Source organism: Bradyrhizobium sp. U531 (genome assembly GCF_051710265.1).
In the GTDB taxonomy this organism is placed as follows: domain Bacteria; phylum Pseudomonadota; class Alphaproteobacteria; order Rhizobiales; family Xanthobacteraceae; genus Bradyrhizobium.
Genome location: NZ_JASVEN010000003.1, coordinates 396749 through 412790, shown reverse-complemented (window position 1 = coordinate 412790; position 16042 = coordinate 396749). Strand labels below are relative to the sequence as shown.

General features: G+C 62.7%; 15 protein-coding genes and 1 pseudogene. 9 read left to right on the top strand and 7 right to left on the bottom strand.

The genetic code is table 11. The features are described from left to right. Positions 1-119 precede the first annotated feature (119 nt). The 4 genes and pseudogenes from QRQ56_RS18205 to QRQ56_RS18190 all read right to left on the bottom strand — a co-directional run bounded on the left by QRQ56_RS18205 (position 120) and on the right by QRQ56_RS18190 (position 4221). Positions 120-1412 (bottom strand): TRAP transporter large permease, encoded by a 1293-nt coding sequence (locus tag QRQ56_RS18205; RefSeq protein ID WP_438742349.1) that lies wholly within the window; start codon positions 1410-1412, stop codon positions 120-122. 207 nt (positions 1413-1619) lie between these two features. Further along, positions 1620-2096 (bottom strand): annotated as a pseudogene (locus tag QRQ56_RS18200) (TRAP transporter small permease); the annotation flags it as partial. A gap of 154 nt (positions 2097-2250) precedes the next feature. Next, positions 2251-3252, bottom strand: a complete 1002-nt coding sequence (locus QRQ56_RS18195; protein WP_438741941.1) for a DctP family TRAP transporter solute-binding subunit — start codon at positions 3250-3252, stop codon at positions 2251-2253. A gap of 198 nt (positions 3253-3450) precedes the next feature. Then, positions 3451-4221 (bottom strand): methyltransferase domain-containing protein, encoded by a 771-nt coding sequence (locus tag QRQ56_RS18190; protein WP_438741939.1) that lies wholly within the window; start codon positions 4219-4221, stop codon positions 3451-3453. Positions 4222-4383: 162 nt separating this feature from the next. Between QRQ56_RS18190 and QRQ56_RS18185 the strand changes: the two genes are divergently transcribed. Next, on the top strand, positions 4384-5127 hold the full coding sequence (locus QRQ56_RS18185; RefSeq protein WP_438741938.1) for an SDR family NAD(P)-dependent oxidoreductase: 744 nt from the start codon (positions 4384-4386) through the stop codon (positions 5125-5127). 12 nt (positions 5128-5139) lie between these two features. On the opposite strand, the gene QRQ56_RS18180 is transcribed toward QRQ56_RS18185, so the two are convergent. After that, the gene (locus tag QRQ56_RS18180) at positions 5140-6069 is read right to left on the bottom strand and encodes a helix-turn-helix domain-containing protein (RefSeq protein ID WP_438742347.1); all 930 of its coding nucleotides are present in this window, start codon (positions 6067-6069) and stop codon (positions 5140-5142) included. A 470-nt stretch (positions 6070-6539) separates the two neighbouring features. Between QRQ56_RS18180 and QRQ56_RS18175 the strand changes: the two genes are divergently transcribed. The 7 genes from QRQ56_RS18175 to QRQ56_RS18145 all read left to right on the top strand — a co-directional run bounded on the left by QRQ56_RS18175 (position 6540) and on the right by QRQ56_RS18145 (position 12105). Next, positions 6540-7490 carry a helix-turn-helix domain-containing protein gene (locus QRQ56_RS18175; protein ID WP_438741937.1) on the top strand — a complete coding sequence of 317 codons (951 nt, stop codon included), beginning with the start codon at positions 6540-6542 and terminating at the stop codon, positions 7488-7490. 99 nt (positions 7491-7589) lie between these two features. Then, positions 7590-8579 carry an alpha/beta fold hydrolase gene (locus QRQ56_RS18170; protein ID WP_438741934.1) on the top strand — a complete coding sequence of 330 codons (990 nt, stop codon included), beginning with the start codon at positions 7590-7592 and terminating at the stop codon, positions 8577-8579. A gap of 42 nt (positions 8580-8621) precedes the next feature. Beyond that, positions 8622-9827 carry an NAD(P)/FAD-dependent oxidoreductase gene (locus tag QRQ56_RS18165; protein WP_438741933.1) on the top strand — a complete coding sequence of 402 codons (1206 nt, stop codon included), beginning with the start codon at positions 8622-8624 and terminating at the stop codon, positions 9825-9827. 40 nt (positions 9828-9867) lie between these two features. Continuing rightward, positions 9868-10779 carry an MBL fold metallo-hydrolase gene (locus tag QRQ56_RS18160; RefSeq protein WP_438741931.1) on the top strand — a complete coding sequence of 304 codons (912 nt, stop codon included), beginning with the start codon at positions 9868-9870 and terminating at the stop codon, positions 10777-10779. Between the two features lie 233 nt (positions 10780-11012). After that, entirely contained in the window at positions 11013-11189 is a 177-nt protein-coding gene (locus QRQ56_RS18155) for a hypothetical protein (protein ID WP_018322718.1), read from the top strand. 194 nt (positions 11190-11383) lie between these two features. Beyond that, the gene (locus QRQ56_RS18150) at positions 11384-11815 is read left to right on the top strand and encodes a pyridoxamine 5'-phosphate oxidase family protein (protein ID WP_438741929.1); all 432 of its coding nucleotides are present in this window, start codon (positions 11384-11386) and stop codon (positions 11813-11815) included. 5 nt (positions 11816-11820) lie between these two features. After that, positions 11821-12105, top strand: a complete 285-nt coding sequence (locus QRQ56_RS18145) for a hypothetical protein (protein ID WP_438742346.1) — start codon at positions 11821-11823, stop codon at positions 12103-12105. 40 nt (positions 12106-12145) lie between these two features. Here QRQ56_RS18145 and QRQ56_RS18140 read toward each other — a convergent pair whose 3' ends face one another. Then, the gene (locus QRQ56_RS18140) at positions 12146-12901 is read right to left on the bottom strand and encodes an SDR family oxidoreductase (protein WP_438741928.1); all 756 of its coding nucleotides are present in this window, start codon (positions 12899-12901) and stop codon (positions 12146-12148) included. Between the two features lie 144 nt (positions 12902-13045). Here QRQ56_RS18140 and QRQ56_RS18135 point away from each other — a divergent pair, with 144 nt between their 5' ends. Then, positions 13046-14386 carry a hypothetical protein gene (locus QRQ56_RS18135; protein WP_438741926.1) on the top strand — a complete coding sequence of 447 codons (1341 nt, stop codon included), beginning with the start codon at positions 13046-13048 and terminating at the stop codon, positions 14384-14386. Between the two features lie 401 nt (positions 14387-14787). Here the strand turns inward: QRQ56_RS18135 and cax are convergent, their stop codons facing one another. Continuing rightward, entirely contained in the window at positions 14788-15891 is a 1104-nt protein-coding gene (cax, locus tag QRQ56_RS18130; protein ID WP_438742343.1) for a calcium/proton exchanger, read from the bottom strand. Positions 15892-16042: the final 151 nt, after the last annotated feature.

Below are 16042 nucleotides of genomic sequence, written 5' to 3'. Positions count from 1 at the left end.
CATCCGCTGGCATGGTCCTACCGCACATCCGTAAAAATGCGTGCAACGCACAGCAGTGGCATTTGAGCGCGCGGGTTTACCGCGCGTTAGCCACGTTCCGGTCTTCAAGGCAGCCGCAGCTACATCCCCAGCAATCTCGGCAGCCACAACGACAGGCCCGGCCAATAGGTCACCACCACCAAGAATCCCAGCATGGTCAGCAGCCACGGCCACACCGCGACGGTGAGCTCTGTAATTCCCATCTTGGCGATACCCGAGGCGACGTAGAGATTGAGGCCGACAGGCGGGTGGCACAGGCCGACCTCCATGTTGACCGTCATCAGGATGCCGAAATGGATGGGGTCGATGCCGAGCTTGACCGCGACCGGAAACAGGATCGGGGCCATGATCAGGATGATCGAGGACGGCTCCATCACGTTGCCCGCCACCAGCAGCAGGAGGTTGACGAGCAGGAGGAAACCGATCCACCCCAGACCCTGATCGATCATCCATTGCGCCAGCGCTTGCGGCACGTTCTCGTAGGTCATCAGGAACGAGAACAGCACGGCGTTGGTAATGATGTAGAGCAGCATCGCCGACAGGTTCGCCGACGACAGCAGCACCCGCGGCACGTCGCGCAGCTTCAGATCCTTGTAGATGAACACCGCGACGATGAAGGCGTAGACCGCGCTGACGGCGGCAGCTTCAGTCGGCGTGAACAGGCCGCTGTAGATGCCGCCGATCACGATCACGATCAGCAGGATGCCCCAGATCGACTTGCGGAAGGCGTCGAGACGCTCGAGGAAGGTCGCCTTGCGCATCCTGGGATAGTCGTTGCGCCAGGCCCGATAGAACGTCGTGGCGCCGAGCAGCGAGGCCAGCACGAGACCCGGCACGATGCCGGCGATGAACAGCTTGCCCACCGAGCTGTTGGTGGAGACGGCGTAGAGCACCATCGGGATCGAGGGCGGAATGAGAATGCCGAGCGAGCCCGACGTCGTGATCACGCCGGCGCCGAACCGCTTCGGGAAACCCTGCGCGATCATCGCCGGCAGGATCACCGAGCCGATCGCCACCACGGTCGCCGGCGACGAGCCGGAGATCGCGGCGAACAGCGCACAGGCCACCACCCCCGACAGTGCAAGACCGCCGTACCAATGGCCGACCAGCGAGGTCGCGAAAGTGATCATCCGGCGCGCGACGCCGCCATGGGTCAGGAAATTGCCGGCGAGGATGAAGAACGGGATCGCCATGATCTCGAAATTCTCGATGCCGGTAAACAGCTTCAGCGCCACCGATTCGGTTCTCACGTCGGTCAACGTGAACATGAAGCTGAGCACGGTGAGACCGAGCGCGATCGAGATCGGCATGCCCGTCAGCATCAAGGAGAGCAGAAGCGCGAAGACGATGACGACGCGTAGGCCCTGCGGCAGCGTGATGACGTGGCCTGCATGCGCGAAGCAGATTGCGACGATCAGCACCGGCAGCAGCATCAGGATCCAGCCGAGCGGGCTGCGCTCGTCCCGGACCACCTGGGTCGGCGTCACCGGCGCCGGATGCACCGGGTCCACCTCGACGCCTTCGACGCCGGCCATGTCGTGATGCGGCAGCTCGCCGGTGCGATAGAACGACCAGGCGACCTGCAGGAAGCGGAAGCACATCAGGCCGGAGCCGAGCGGAATGGTGAGGTACACCATCCACATCGGCGCTTCCAGATCGTTGGACTGCTGGCCGGTCTGCCACATCTGGCCAACGAACGCGGCCCCGAAATAGGCGACGATGGCGGTGAAGAGCGCGCCGCAGAGCAGCCCGAAGGTGATGACGCGCCGGCGCGACCCGCCGGGAAGGATGTTGACCAGCACGTCGACGCCGACATGGATGCCGGTCCGCACGCCGTAGGCGGCGCCGAACTTGGCCATCCAGATGAACATGTAGATGCAAAGCTCCTGCGCCCAGGACAGGTCGAGCGCGGCAAGCCAGACGAAGGTCGCGCGCGCCGGAACGGCCAGGAAAGCCAGGTTGCGGGCTTCCGCCCATTTGGCGATGTCGATCGACAGTCCGGCGCCGTAACGGTGCAGCACGGCGACGAAGATCAGCGACGTCGCGGCCGCGATCATCGTCGCGATCAGCCATTCCTCGAGATGGTCGAGAAAACGATTCAGCACTCGCAGCAACTTGGTCCCCCCAGCATCGGCTCGTCATTCAAGAGCGAAACGGCCGGGAGTGCGATCACCCCCGACCGTTCGTGTTGTTCTTATTGGGCCGCGGCCGTCAGTTCATCTTGACGTCGAGTTCCTTGGCGACGAGATCGAGCACTTCCTGCCCGACCCGCCCCTTTGCCCATTTATACGTCGGCTGCATCGCCTCTTGCCACGCCTTGCGGTCGGCATCGGTGAGATAATGCAGCGTGGTCTTGCCCGTCTTCTTGATCTCGGCCAGAGCTTCCTCGTTCTCCTGGTGCGCGATCTGGTTGGTGTAGTCGGTCGCGTCCGCCATCGCCTTGTCGAGCTGGGTGCGGATGTCGGGTGGCAGGCCCGACCAGAACTTCGAATTGACGATCACGGCATATTGCAGATGCGCGTGATAGGACACGGTGATGTCCTTCTGCACCTCATAGAACTTCTGCGTCAGATAGTTGGACGCGGTGTTCTCGCAGCCATCGACCACGCCGGTCTGCAGCGCCTGGTAGACTTCGGAGAACGCCATGATCTGCGGGATCGTCCCGAGCAGACGGAAATACTGGTCGGCGACCTTCGATCCGGAGATGCGGAACTTGAGGCCCTGGAAATCGGTCGGCTTCACCAGGGGACGGTTGGCGGAAAGCATATGGAAGCCATTGTCCCAGTAAGCGAGGCCCGTGATGCCCTTGGCCTCGAGCTTCTGGAACAGCCACTTGCCGACCGTGCCCTTCATCGCGTTGGAATAGGTCGCGTCGTCCTTGAACAACCAGGGCAGGTCCAGCGCCTCGAACTCCTTGATGCCGAGGGGCGCGAATTTCGCGGTCGAGGGCGCGAGCATCTGCACCGAGCCGAGCTGCAGCGCCTCGATCTCCTCCTTGTCCTTGTAGAGCGTGGAGTTCGGATAGACTTCGACCTTGACCTTGCCGTCGGTGTATTTCTCCGCGAGCTCCTTGAACTTCAGCGCGCCCTTGCCCTTGGGGGTGTCGTTGGCGACGACGTGGCTGAACTTGATGACGATCGGAGTCTGGGCCTGCCCGACGGCAGGAGCAAGAACGAGCGCGGCCGCCGCGACCGCGAGAAGCAGTTTGCGCATCAAGACCTCCCCAACAACCTCGAATAACCGAGTTCTTTTTTGTTTTCCGGTTTGAGTAGTGGCAGCAATCCGCAAGCCGAACAACTAGACCTAAGCCCAATTTGCCGCAGCCAAGCTATCTTGACGAACGAGGTCGACGCAACCCGGCTCCCGCGCCCGTCCCTCGGACGAGCGCTTATGTCGCATTGCGGCAGTGCATCAGCCCTTGCGCTGGGCGACCATGAACAGACGGCGGAACGGGAACAGGGTCTGCCCGGCCGCATTCTTCGGATAGGCCTTCGCAACGCGCGCCCCATAGGCGGCTTCGAACGCGATCTTCTCCTCGCCCTGGAGCACGTCGAGATAGCGCGTCAGCCAGGTCCCCTTGGTCCATTCCTTAACGGGGTTCTCGCCTTCGAGAACCTGCAGATATTCGGTCTCCCAGATGTCGATATTATCCGACATCGGCGCGAGCAGATCGTGGTAATAGGCCGGCCCCTCGACCGGCGGCGGGGTGACCAGATGCTCGACCTTGGATCGCCACGGGCCATCGAGCGCGGTCTCGCCGATCAGTACATGCGACGGCGCCAGGAAGTTGCGCGGCATCTGCACTGCAAGCATGCCGCCAGGCTTCACCTTCTCCATCACCGACGGAAACAGTGCCGCATGATTGGGCAGCCAGTGCAGTGCGGCATTGGAATAGATCAAGTCGTATTGCCTGTCGGGGCGCCAATGGCCGAGATCTTCATGCGACCATTCCACATCGGGCGCGGCCTTGCGCCCGGCCGCGACCATCTCGGCCGAGCCTTCGACGCCGGTCACGCTCGCCTCCGGCCAGCGCTCCCTGATCAGCTTCGTCACGTTGCCGGCGCCCGCGCCGAGATCGGCGATCGTGCGCGGAGCGAAATCGGGAATCCGCATCAAGAGGTCGACGGCTGGCCGGAGCCGGTGGCCGGAGAATTTCAGATATTGCTGCGGATCCCAGACCATCCTTCGACGCCTTTTCTTTTTGCTGTTTCCTCGCCAAGGCTCTTGTCCTCGGTCAAGGCTCTTGGTTACCACTGCTCGTCCCGGTCGGGCAAATCATGCGGACCGGGACGGGATTGGAAACGAACGGCAACAAGCAAAAAACAACCAAGAGAGCGTACGACCATGGACCTCGGGCTCAAATCGAAAACCGCTGTCGTCACCGGCGCGAGCATCGGCATCGGCCGCGCCATCGCCAAGGGCCTTGCGGCCGAGGGCGTGCGAATCGTCGGCGTGGCGCGGCGCACCGACCTGCTCGCGGAGCTCGTGAAGGAAGTCGGTGGCGGGTTGATCACGCCGCTTGAGCAGGACGTGATGGCCAAAGACGCGGCGGAGCGGATCGCGGCCTTCGCGATCAAGGAGCTCGGCCATGTCGACATCCTCATCAACAATGCCGGCGGCAGCCGCCCGCTGCCGGTCGATGCGCCCGACAGCAAATGGGACGAGGCGATCGCGCTGAATTTCACCAGCTACCGCCGCATCGCGCATGCGTTGCTGCCGCAGATGATCGAACGCAAATGGGGTCGCATCGTCAACATCACCGGCAAGTCCGAGCCGGAAGGCCTCAACGCCGCCTTCGCCGCCAAGGCTGCCGTGCATGCCTGGGCCAAGGGCCTGTCGCGCGAGATCGGCGAGCACGGCATCACCATCAACTGCATCCCGCCCGGCCGCATCATGAGCGAGCAGATCCGCCGCAACTACGCGCCCGACTATCGCGAGCGTTTTGCGGAGGAGGAAATCCCGGTCGGCTATTGGGGCGAGCCGGAAGACCTCGCCGCGCTCGCTGTGTTCCTGGCCTCGCCGGTGGCGCGGTACATCACGGGCACGGTGATCCCGGTGGACGGCGGCCTGCGGCGGTATCAGTTCTAGCGCAATCGCGGATCACCGCTCGCGGCTTGCTGCCCCCATTGCATCGCGCCGCCATGCGCCCGGGCTGACGCCGGCGATCGCGGAGAAGACCCGCGTGAAATGGCTCTGGTTGGCAAAACCGGCCGAAATCGCGACCTCGGACAGCGATGCGCTGCGCGCGCTCATCAGACGCTTGGCAGTTGCCACGCGGTGATGCAGAAGCCAGCGATAAGGCGGCAGGCCGGTCGCAGCGCGGAACGCGCGCGAGAAATGACTGACTGACAGGCCGAGTTCGGCCGCAATGGCCGGCAGCGGAAGCTTGCCGCCGAGATCGGATTCCAGCTTGTCGCAAGCGCGCGCCAGCTGCCATGGCGCGAGCCCACCGCTTCTGGCCTCCGCCTTGTGCCGAAAGCCGCCATAGGCCTGCGCGACATGGGCGGTGAGCCCCAGCATCATGTGGTCGATGAAGAGCTGATTGGCTTCGTCAGGCCGCCGCAATCCCTCGCGCAGCGAAGCGCCGATATGCCGAACAATGGCATCGTCATGCCCGACGGGTTGGCAATCGAGCACATCGATGCGCCGCGATCCCGACTGATCGGCGAGACCATCCAGAGCCGACCGCGGTACGTAGAAATGGAGCGAGTGCAGCGGCTTGTCGATCACGTAGCGGGGGTCGGCCTTGAGATCGTAGAGATAGGTCGTGCCAGCGTGCACATCCGCCTTCGTGAGGTGACGGCCCTGCTCCCAGATCTCACACTCCGGATAGTCGCGCAGCTTCAGACTGACGAGGTAGGCATCTTCCGCGGCAAACGAGCCGGAAAGTCCCAATACCGGATTGTCGTTCCGCGTTTCCGTGACTGCAATCTCGGTGCTTCGCAGCGAACGGGTCATCAGCGTCGGCGGCGCTTCCTCGAGGCGGAGAAACTCCCCGAGCCGTTCGCCGTAAGCGCCTGTCCTGATCATCTGATGTCTCTTCTGTGATGTCGGGGAGCAGGCCACAGCATCCTGCCATTCCAGGAGCGGTATATCCGCCATCCGCCCGGTGCTGTCCACGATCGGCAACGCCGCACCCGACAGGGCCTGCCCGCATGGCCTGCGCAAAGATTCGGTAGTCATTTCAGGACGATCGGACTCACGCCAGAGGGCGCCGAGCTCATACGGAACATCACGGGTTTTCACAAACGCACGCAAGCCGCCCCCTGAAGGCGTCCGCTAAGCAGGATCAGGCAACGCAGGGCAGCATCAGGAAAGACGCGAATTTTTGCGCCGCCTAGAACCCGCAAATCACCGGTCCTGGAACCTCGACGGATCACCTTCGAACCCGATCGATCCGCTGAGTAGAGATCACCGGACCGGCCGTTCAACCGCCATGCGGCGGCCGACATCTTGATCACGACGCCGCGCACCAGCGTCGCCCCACACGAGCGAAATCCATGAGCAAGGCCATCTTGCGCGACTCCCCGAACGAATTGCCCGCTGCGTCGCAGCCACCGCGCAACCCCGCGCCGGCTGGCGAGCGGCCCGCGGCCGACGTGGAGATGGCCCGCGTGCTCGGCACGGCGCCCTTTCGCATGGCCCTGGATTCGTCCGGCGCCGGCATTGCGCACTGGAAGCACGAACCATTGCACGACGTCGTCGCGCCGATGAGCAGCCACGTCATCATGGCCTACAACGGCTCGGTCCAGCGCGTGGAACGGCGATCCGGTCAATCGGTCGCGATCGGGACGTTTCGTCCGGGTGTCGTCATCGTCATTCCCGAGGGATCGACCTCGCGATGGGACATTCCGAAACCCGTCGATGTCGTTCAGCTCTATCTTCCGCAGACGACGCTGAGCCGCGTCGCGGACGAAGCGGAAGCCGGCTCACCGGCCGAACTCCTCGAGCGAACCGCGCATCCCGATCCCGTGACGTCCCGGCTGCTACTGAGTGCGGCGGACGTGCTGGAGGGAAACGAGGCGCTGGATACACTGTTCAGACAGCAACTCATGGACCTCCTGGCGACGCGCCTTCTTGCCGCGCACACCGGCTCACCGAGCGCGAACGCGCCAACCAGGGGTGGGCTCGCACCGAAGACGCTGCTTCGCGCCATCGAACGCCTGCGCTCGGACAGCGACGCCGACGTCTCGCTTGCGGCTCTTGCCACCGAGGCCGGCCTGTCGCGCTTTCACTTCTGCCGCGCGTTCAAGGACAGCACGGGACTGTCGCCCCATGCCTGGCTGCGCCAGCATCGATTTGAGCAAGCCATGGACATGCTGCGCGACTCCGGCGCGTCGGTCGTCTCGATCGCGGCCGCGCTGGGCTATTCCTCGCAGACGGCCTTTGCCGCGGCGTTTCGAAAGATGAGCGGGGAATCGCCGAGCGATTGGCGGCGACACTCACGTTAGCAGCAATCGCGCTGCAATCGCATCAATCGCGCTGGGGCATCACCCGATACGGTTCGTTAGAAATCCATGGTGCCCCCACACCTGGAATGGAAGCAGCCAATGCCCCTGATCACATCCGTCGCGCGACTCGCGAGCACCTCGCGGCGAAACATTCTCGCAACGACCCTTCTGTACGCGGCCTCGTTGACCGTCCGCTCCACCTCGGCAGCAGGCGACGACGTCAAGCTCGCGGCGCTCTCGCCCGGCAAGAACGACGTCGCAACCTCGATCACGACCGGCGACGGCGTGAAGATCTTCTACAAGGACTGGGGACCGAAGTCCGCCCAGCCGATCGTCTTCCATCACGGCTGGCCGCTCAGCGCTGACGACTGGGATGCCCAGATGCTCTTCTTCCTCGGCAAGGGCTTTCGCGTGATCGCCCATGATCGCCGCGGCCACGGCCGCTCGGGCCATGTCAGCGACGGGCATGACATGGATCACTACGCGGCCGACGTCGCGGCCGTCGTCGAGCAGCTCGATCTTCGCAACGCCATTCACATCGGTCACTCCACCGGCGGTGGCGAGGCCACGCGTTACGTCGCGCGTCATGGCCGGGATCGCGTGGCCAAGCTGGTGCTCATCGGCGCCGTGCCGCCCCTGATGCTCAGGACCGAATCCAATCCCGGTGGATTGCCGCTCGAGGTCCTGGACGGTCTGCGCCGGCAGCTCGCTGCCAATCGGGCGCAGTTCTACCTCGAATTCGCGAGCGGCCCCTTCTACGGCTACAATCGTCCGGGCGCCGAGCCTTCGCAGGCCGCGATCTGGAACTGGTGGCGTCAAGGCATGATGGGCAGTGCGAAAGCCCATTACGATGGCATCAAGGCCTTCTCCGAGACCGACTTCAGCGAAGACCTCAGAAGCATCACCGTGCCGACGCTCGTCCTGCACGGCAGCGACGACCAGATCGTCCCCGTCGCCGACTCCGCGCCGCTGTCGGCCCGGCTTCTCAAGCACAGCACGCTGAAGATCTACGACCTTCTTCCGCACGGCCTCTGCACGACCCATCCCGACATCGTCAACGCCGACCTGCTCAAATTCGTGACCGCGTAGCCCGCGCCTCACCTCACGCGCCTCAACCAAGGAGTCTTCGACATGCGCATCGTCATCATCGGCGCCGGCTTCGCCGGCATGTATGCCGCACTTTCCGCAGCTCGCCTGCGCGACATCCAGGGCGTCTCGCCCGAGAAGCTCGAGATCGCGCTCGTCGCGCCCGAACCGACGCTCGTGGTTCGACCGCGGCTCTACGAACCGAAACCGGAAACCCTGACCGCACCATTGCAGGACGTGCTCAAGGCGATCGACGTCGTCTATATCAAGGGCCATGCCGAGGCGATCGATACCAATTCCAAGGTCGTCGACATCGCCGCCCCGCAAGGCGCCCAGAAGAAGCTGTCCTACGACCGGCTGGTGGTCGCCACCGGCAGCCGGCTGTTCCGGCCCAACGTTCCCGGCCTTGCCGAGCACGGCTTCAGCGTCGACCAGCTCGAAGACGCCGTCGCGCTCGACCGCCATTTGCATCATTTGGCGAATCGCCCGGCTACCAAGGGGCGCAATACCGTTGTCGTGGCAGGCGGCGGCTTCACTGGCATCGAGGCCGCGACCGAGGTGCCGTCGCGCCTGCGCAAAATTCTCGGCAAGGACGCTCCGTTGCGCGTGATCATCGTCGACCGCAACGAGGCGATCGCTCCGGACATGGGCACCGGCCCCCGCCCGATCATCGAGGAGGCGCTACGCAAGCTCGGCATCGAGACCTGGCTCGGGGTCGGCGTCGCCGCGCTCGACAAGTCCGGCGTCACGCTGTCCAGCGGTGAGCAGATCGAATCCGAGACGGTGATCTGGGCCGCCGGCATGCGCGCGGCTCCGCTGACCGCGCAGATCCCGGCCGAACGCGACCAGTTCGGCCGGCTGCTCGTCGACCGAAATCTCCGCGTCCCATCGGTGAACGGTGTCTTCGCCACCGGCGATGCCGCGCGGGCCGCCTGCGACGATGTCGGCAATTACGCGCTGATGTCGTGTCAGCACGCGACCCGGATGGGCGCCTTCGCCGGCAACAACGCAGCCGCCGAGCTCCTCGGCGTTTCAACCAGACCCTATCACCAGAAGGCCTATGTCACCTGCCTCGACCTCGGCGAAGCCGGCGCGCTGTTCACGCGCGGCTGGGAACGCACGGTCGAGATGGTCGGCGACGTCGCCAAGAAGACCAAGCAGGAGATCAACACCGTCTGGATCTATCCGCCCAAGGCCGAGCGCGCCGCAGCGCTCGCCTCCGCCGACCCCGAGCGCGTCACCGCACTCTGAAACTCTCGTCATCAGCAACCACTTTCAACAGGAGACCAACATGAATCTGCACAACGCTTCGATTGCCGCGAAACCCGAAGAGCTCGTCCCCTCGCGCTACGCCGTGAATATCGGTGAGATCGAGGTGCTGGTGGTCAGCGACGGCGTGCTGCCGCTCCCGACCACCATGCTGGCGCACAACGCCGACCCCGCCGTCCGGGCCGCCTGGCTCAACGGCATGTTCCTGCCTCAGGATGCCTTCGACTGGGCACTGAATGCGGTGATGGTGCGGAGCGGCGACAAGACGATCCTCATCGACGCGGGCCTGGGATCCGATCCCGACCTGCATCTGCCGCGCGCCGGCCAGTTGATCAAGCGGCTGGACGCCGCCGGGATCGACCTCTCGTCCGTGACCGATCTGGTGCTGACCCACATGCACATGGATCATGTCGGCGGGCTGCTGGTCGACGGCGTGAAGGAGCGTCTGCGCAAGGACCTGCGGATCCACGTGGCGGCCGCCGAGGTCAAGTTCTGGGAGTCGCCCGATTTCACCCACACCAACATGCCGCAAGGATTCCCGGATGCGCTTCGCGCCACCGCCAAGCAGTTCGTGAAGATGTACGGCAGCCAGATACGGCCGTTCGACGAGCAGCACGAGGTTGCGCCCGGCGTCGTCGTCCGCCGCACCGGCGGCCACACGCCCGGACATAGCGTGGTCCGCGTGGCGTCCGGGGGCGAGGCGCTGACGTTTGCCGGCGATGCCGTGTTTGCCGTCGGCTTCGACCAGCCCGACTGGCACAACGGCTTCGAACACGACCCCGAAGAGGCGGCGCGCGTTCGCGTCCGACTACTGCGAGAGATCGCGGAGAGCGGCGAACTGCTGGTAGCCACGCACATGCCGTTCCCGTCGGTCGGCCATGTCGCCGTCGCCGGCGATGCCTTCCGCTGGGTACCGGTGTTCTGGGACTACTGACCGCGATTGGACCAGACCGGACCGGAGCGCGTGCTCGCGAATGTAAGCTCGCGCTCCGGATGAGACCCGTCACGGCGGCAGGGACATCAGCTATCAATTGCGGTGACCGGCAATCTGGTCGTCGACGCGGCGTAACCGAGAGCACAACTTTGTTCCACGCAAATCGGCGCCGTTCTGATGTTGGAACGGTCGCTCCGACAACGCGTTGTCTCCCATATATAAAGGAGAAGATCATGAGCGTTGAAGGCAAGATCAAGGAAGGCGCCGGCTACATCAAGGAAGAGATGAACGAGCACGGCAAGGATCCCGAGAGCCAGCGTAAGGCTCAGGAGGGACGCGATCTTCGCAACGAGGGCCGCATGGAAGACGGCAAGCCGCCGAAGACCACCAAGCCCGGCACCGGCCACTAAGCCGACCTGATTCAAAACCGCTTCCGGCTGATGTCGGGGGCGGTTTTATTTTGAACCAAGACATTTCACGCTCGCGACGTCGGCTTAGCCGTAGACACGTTTAGTGGCCGACCCATACAGAACAGCCCCACTCTATTCATCGAGGAACATGGGCCCTATCCCGCCGTTGCACCAGCTTCACGGGAGAAACATTCATGTCCAGGATATCGCTCGCCGAGATCGCGAAGGAAATGGCCGGCATCGACATCGCCATTCTTTCGACCCACACCGAGAACGGCGAAATCGCCAACCGTCCCATGAGCAACAACGGCGATGTCGGCTACGACGGCACGTCCTATTACTTTGCCTATGAACAGACCCGCACCGTCTCGGACATCCAGCGAAATCCGAAAGTGGCGCTGGGGTTTTCGTCGGAAGCGGGCCTCTTCGCTAAGGGGATCTATGTCGCCGTCGAAGGGACCGCCGAACTGATCCGGGACAAGGCCGCGTTCCAGCAACACTGGACCAGCGATCTCGACAAATGGTTCGACCGCGGCATCGATACGCCGGGCATCGTCCTGATCAAGGTCAAAGCCAGACGCCTCACCTATTGGAAGGGCAACGAAGAGGGCGAGGTCACGCTCTGAACGTGATGGTGAGCGCCCGGCAGGTCCTTCAGTGGTTCTTCCGGAACCGCGAAACCGGTGTCATCACCATCGCGCAGTGGCCTAATCTTCTCCTGTGGATCGTTATAAGTGCGGGCCTTCTGCTCTGGATATGGCCCAACACGAGCAAAATCAGCGTCGGCCTGACGATCATCGTGAAAGGCGGCCTCATCATCTGGGGCGCCGATGAGATTATCCGCGGCGTGAATCCCTGGCGGCGCTGTCTCGGCGCTGCGGTGATCGTCTATGAAATCGCGACCCTCTTGCCGTAAAGTCTGGCCAGTCTCCAAGGGGCGATTGAACAGCTCCGCACTAAACGCGGCGCACCGCGCCGCCATCGACCGGGATCGCGGCTCCATTGATGTAGCGGGCGAGTGGTGAGGCGAGAAACGCGACGAGATGCCCGATGTCGTAAGGCTCCCCGAAATAGCCGGCGGGAATGTTCTGCTTGATGAAATCCGCTCTTGATTGCTCTGTGGGATGCAGTTTCTGAATCTGGGCCGAGTTGATGCGACCAGGTGCGATCGTATTGACCGTGACACCGTATGGACCGAGCTCTGACGACAATGTTCGGGACCAGCTGGCGAGGGCAGCCTTGGCCGGCGCTGCTCCATTGAGTTTTGGCGCCACCAAGGCGCCCGAGATGTTGACAATCCGCCCCCAATTTCGAGCCTTCATGCCCGGCGAGATGAGATCCGTCAGCCGGCGTGCCGCGAGAAAGTTGAGTGTCATGGCCTCGTCCCAAAAGGCATCGTCGACCTCACCCGTCGCCGGCCTTGCCCCGCCTGCGTTGTTGATCAGGATATCGATAGTCCCGCCCAGTGCGCTTGCGGCTTCGGCAGCGATTTGAGCCGGACCGCCTGGGGCGCATACGTCGCCCACCACGATGACAGGGCGGCCACCCGCACGCGAGGCGAGCGAATAGGCCACCTGCTCCAGCGCAGCACGCCCGCGAGCACTGATTGCGACACGCACGCCTGCGTCTGCAAGCGCACCGGCGATCCCGCTGCCAATTCCGCCACTGGCGGCCGTGATCAACGCAGTCCTCCCTTCCAGCCCAAGGTCCATCGGCTCGTCTCCTTACGACCGCGATCCATCACATGTCCGCCGGTCCATCATCTCCGGCTACCGCGAACTCGATTTGGTTGCAACATCCGCCACTTACACGCTAAAATGCGAATATTCGATTTAAGATTCTTAGGATTTTCTACAATGAAATTTTTCCGTTGGACGTGGAAGAACAAGCTTGCATTCAGCCTGTGCCTCGCTTTTCTTCTTTATCATTTCTCCCCATTGTTCTTCAATCGCGCGGAGCTTCCACCCGGCTATCCTCAAAACAAGTGCAACAAGCACCTCTCTGATCCGCTGCATGATCCGGCAAGGATACTCCGCCCGAATCCGGACATTAAAATCATACGGCTCACGAACTCCGGCGAATTTGTCGACCGCTGCGAACTCACTGATGCCCTTGATGAACTCGTTTGGGATCAATCATCGAATTTGCCGCGGGTACCGGACGCCGTGGAAGGACTCCAGAAGCTGGTCGTTCTTTATATCCACGGCTGGAAACACAGCGCAGACGAGTCGGATTCCGATCTGCGCAACTTCACCAAAATGATCAATTCGCTCCGCCAGAGGCGGGGCGAAAAGACCCGCGTGGTCGGAATCTATGTTGGCTGGAACGCGGATGCCGAACTCTGGAACTGGCTCGAGACTCTATCAACTTTCTGGGTCAAGAAAGCGAACGCAGACCGGATAGCGCAAAGCTCATCTGTTACTCACATTGTCGGTGCAATTGGTGCCATAGTCGATAGAGATCCAAGGCACTCGGATCAGTTCATCGCAATCGGACATAGCTTCGGCGCGCGCGTGCTGTTCTCGGCAACGTCGCAGCCTTTGGTGACGTCCATTCAGCAAGCGCATCCCGGCTATCCCGGCGGAACATATAAAACTGTCAAAGGCACTGCCGACGCAATCATTCTTTTGAATCCGGCGTTCGAGGCGTCGCGCTATTCCGCGTTGAACGACTTCATCCGAAACGAAGAACAGTTTGATTCCCTCCAGCCACCACTTCTGATTTCGATTTCATCAACTGGAGATTGGGCGACTCAGACCGCCTTCCCTATCGGGCAATGGTTCGGTCTTGCACGGGGCATCAGAGAGCGACAGACGCTGGGAAATTATAAGCCGTTTTGGACCCATTCTCTGACGCGAGGAGACTGCGACCGACGGCGAAATCCGGATACCGGCCGGCGCTTCGTGACCGGAAAGATGTGTCTGCAGCGTCTAACTCAGTCCTTTGCAGATGACATCGACCAATTCAACACTTCGGTAGCGAGTCCCCATAATCCATTCATCGTGGCTCGCACAACTCCAGACATCATCAAGGATCATAATGACATTTGGAATGACGATTTTCGAGACTGGCTTACTGACTTTGTTGCGTCACTCCGGAAGAACGGCGTCGAAACACCGTCTACTCCGACACCTGATGACCGTTGCCACATTACTCCCAGCATCGATCGCGAATGTTTCAGATCGCGATGGGAGTAGCTCAGTCTCATCTCAGCCAACTGGGGAGCGATGCCGATTTTCCCAAATCGTCGCAACGTCGGCATGTTGCCAGTCTTCTGCGAGACGGGTCAACTTGATTGCAGCCGCGACTAGGTGGTGATGCGGTTCGCAAAGCCCGCGGCCATCCGACCGCAGCGATACATCAAGGGCACGGCGATACCCGGGGGCGATACGGCAATGGCATATGGATTATTTCCCCAGGGGGGCATTCTACGAGAGGTTGGCTCCTGGGATGAGTAAAACGCGTCGGCAGTGAGTATTGCCCACCCTTCGGCAGCTACTGGGCCTACTAGCGAAAACGACATCTCCTCGGCGGAGGATGGCTTTGCGCGAGCCACCACTCTCCCACGAACCAATTCAGGGCGGCGAGCCGGGCCACGTCATCCCTGACCCGCCGGCGGGACGACATAGAGCGTCAACGCGAACACCGCATAGATGAAAACCATCAGTGCGCCGACGAACCACGCCGAGCGTCCGCTTGCCGTGATGAAGGCCGACGTCACCGTCGCAATCATCACCATGGTGACGGCGCCCGGCCAGAACTGCAGGTCCATCGGCTTCGGCCCCACGACATAGCTGAGCAGCACCAGCGCGGGCGCGACGAACAGCGCGATCTGCGAGGCGCTGCCAAGCGCAATGCTGACGGCCATGTCGAGCCGGTCCTTGCGCGCCGCGGCGAAAGCCACTGCAAATTCGGCGGCGGCACCGACCAGCGAGACGACGATGAAGCCAACGAAGGCCGGACTCATTCCGAAGGTTTCCGCAGCCTTCTGCACGGATTCCACGAAGATCTCGCTGACCAGCGCGACCAGCACCGTAACGACGAGTAGCGTGCCCACGGCTACTCCGATCGGCCAATGCGCCTCCTCGCGGTCGCCCCCATGATCGGAGCTAGCGAACAATTCCTTGTGCGTCCCCAGCGAGAACCACAGGCCCAGCCCGTAAGCGACGATGAGAAGGATGGAAATGCCGAGGCTGAGCTTATTGAGGATGTCCCCGCCTTGCGGCAGATGATCGAGATCGGCGACCGCCGAAGGTGCAAGCAACGCGACCGTCGCCATCAACAGCAGGCCGGAAGACAGTCGCGCACCGGCGCGGTTATACTCCTGCACGTGGTAGCGCAGGCCGCCGAGCAGCAGGCAGGCCCCCAGCATGAACACGGCATTGGTGACGATCGCGCCTGCAATCGAGGCCTTCACCAGCATGTACTGACCTGCCCGCAGCGCCGTGATGGCGATGATCAATTCGGTGAGATTGCCGAGCGTGGCATTGAGCAGTCCGCCCACGGCATCGCCGGTCCTCGCGGCGACCGCCTCGGTGGCATGGCTGAGCAGGGCCGCAAGCGGCACGATGGCGAGCACGGCCAGCACGAACAGCAGCGTGTGGGAATGCGGAGCTGCCTTCTCGGCCACCAGCACGATGGGCACAAACACCAGCATCCACAGCAAAGGAGTATTCCGGATTTCCTTGAGCAGGATCTGCATGTCGGCCGCCCCTTCCATAAATGCGCACATGGAAAGGTCCGGCGGGCTAGCTGCGGGAGTGTTGATCTGGCTCAACGTCGGCCGGGGATACGCGCCGTCGCAGGTTTGACGTGGGCGTCTTGGTGACAAGAGCGGACCGTGACCCAGTCCC

Coding starts and splice junctions, on each gene's coding strand:
- QRQ56_RS18195 (WP_438741941.1), bottom strand. CDS start 3,252: ATGCGCAAACTGCTTCTCGCGGTCGCGGCGGCCGCGCTCGTTCTTGCT.
- QRQ56_RS18190 (WP_438741939.1), bottom strand. CDS start 4,221: ATGGTCTGGGATCCGCAGCAATATCTGAAATTCTCCGGCCACCGGCTC.
- QRQ56_RS18185 (WP_438741938.1), top strand. CDS start 4,384: ATGGACCTCGGGCTCAAATCGAAAACCGCTGTCGTCACCGGCGCGAGC.
- QRQ56_RS18180 (WP_438742347.1), bottom strand. CDS start 6,069: ATGATCAGGACAGGCGCTTACGGCGAACGGCTCGGGGAGTTTCTCCGC.
- QRQ56_RS18175 (WP_438741937.1), top strand. CDS start 6,540: ATGAGCAAGGCCATCTTGCGCGACTCCCCGAACGAATTGCCCGCTGCG.
- QRQ56_RS18170 (WP_438741934.1), top strand. CDS start 7,590: ATGCCCCTGATCACATCCGTCGCGCGACTCGCGAGCACCTCGCGGCGA.
- QRQ56_RS18165 (WP_438741933.1), top strand. CDS start 8,622: ATGCGCATCGTCATCATCGGCGCCGGCTTCGCCGGCATGTATGCCGCA.
- QRQ56_RS18160 (WP_438741931.1), top strand. CDS start 9,868: ATGAATCTGCACAACGCTTCGATTGCCGCGAAACCCGAAGAGCTCGTC.
- QRQ56_RS18155 (WP_018322718.1), top strand. CDS start 11,013: ATGAGCGTTGAAGGCAAGATCAAGGAAGGCGCCGGCTACATCAAGGAA.
- QRQ56_RS18150 (WP_438741929.1), top strand. CDS start 11,384: ATGTCCAGGATATCGCTCGCCGAGATCGCGAAGGAAATGGCCGGCATC.
- QRQ56_RS18145 (WP_438742346.1), top strand. CDS start 11,821: ATGGTGAGCGCCCGGCAGGTCCTTCAGTGGTTCTTCCGGAACCGCGAA.
- QRQ56_RS18140 (WP_438741928.1), bottom strand. CDS start 12,901: ATGGACCTTGGGCTGGAAGGGAGGACTGCGTTGATCACGGCCGCCAGT.
- QRQ56_RS18135 (WP_438741926.1), top strand. CDS start 13,046: ATGAAATTTTTCCGTTGGACGTGGAAGAACAAGCTTGCATTCAGCCTG.
- cax (WP_438742343.1), bottom strand. CDS start 15,891: ATGCAGATCCTGCTCAAGGAAATCCGGAATACTCCTTTGCTGTGGATG.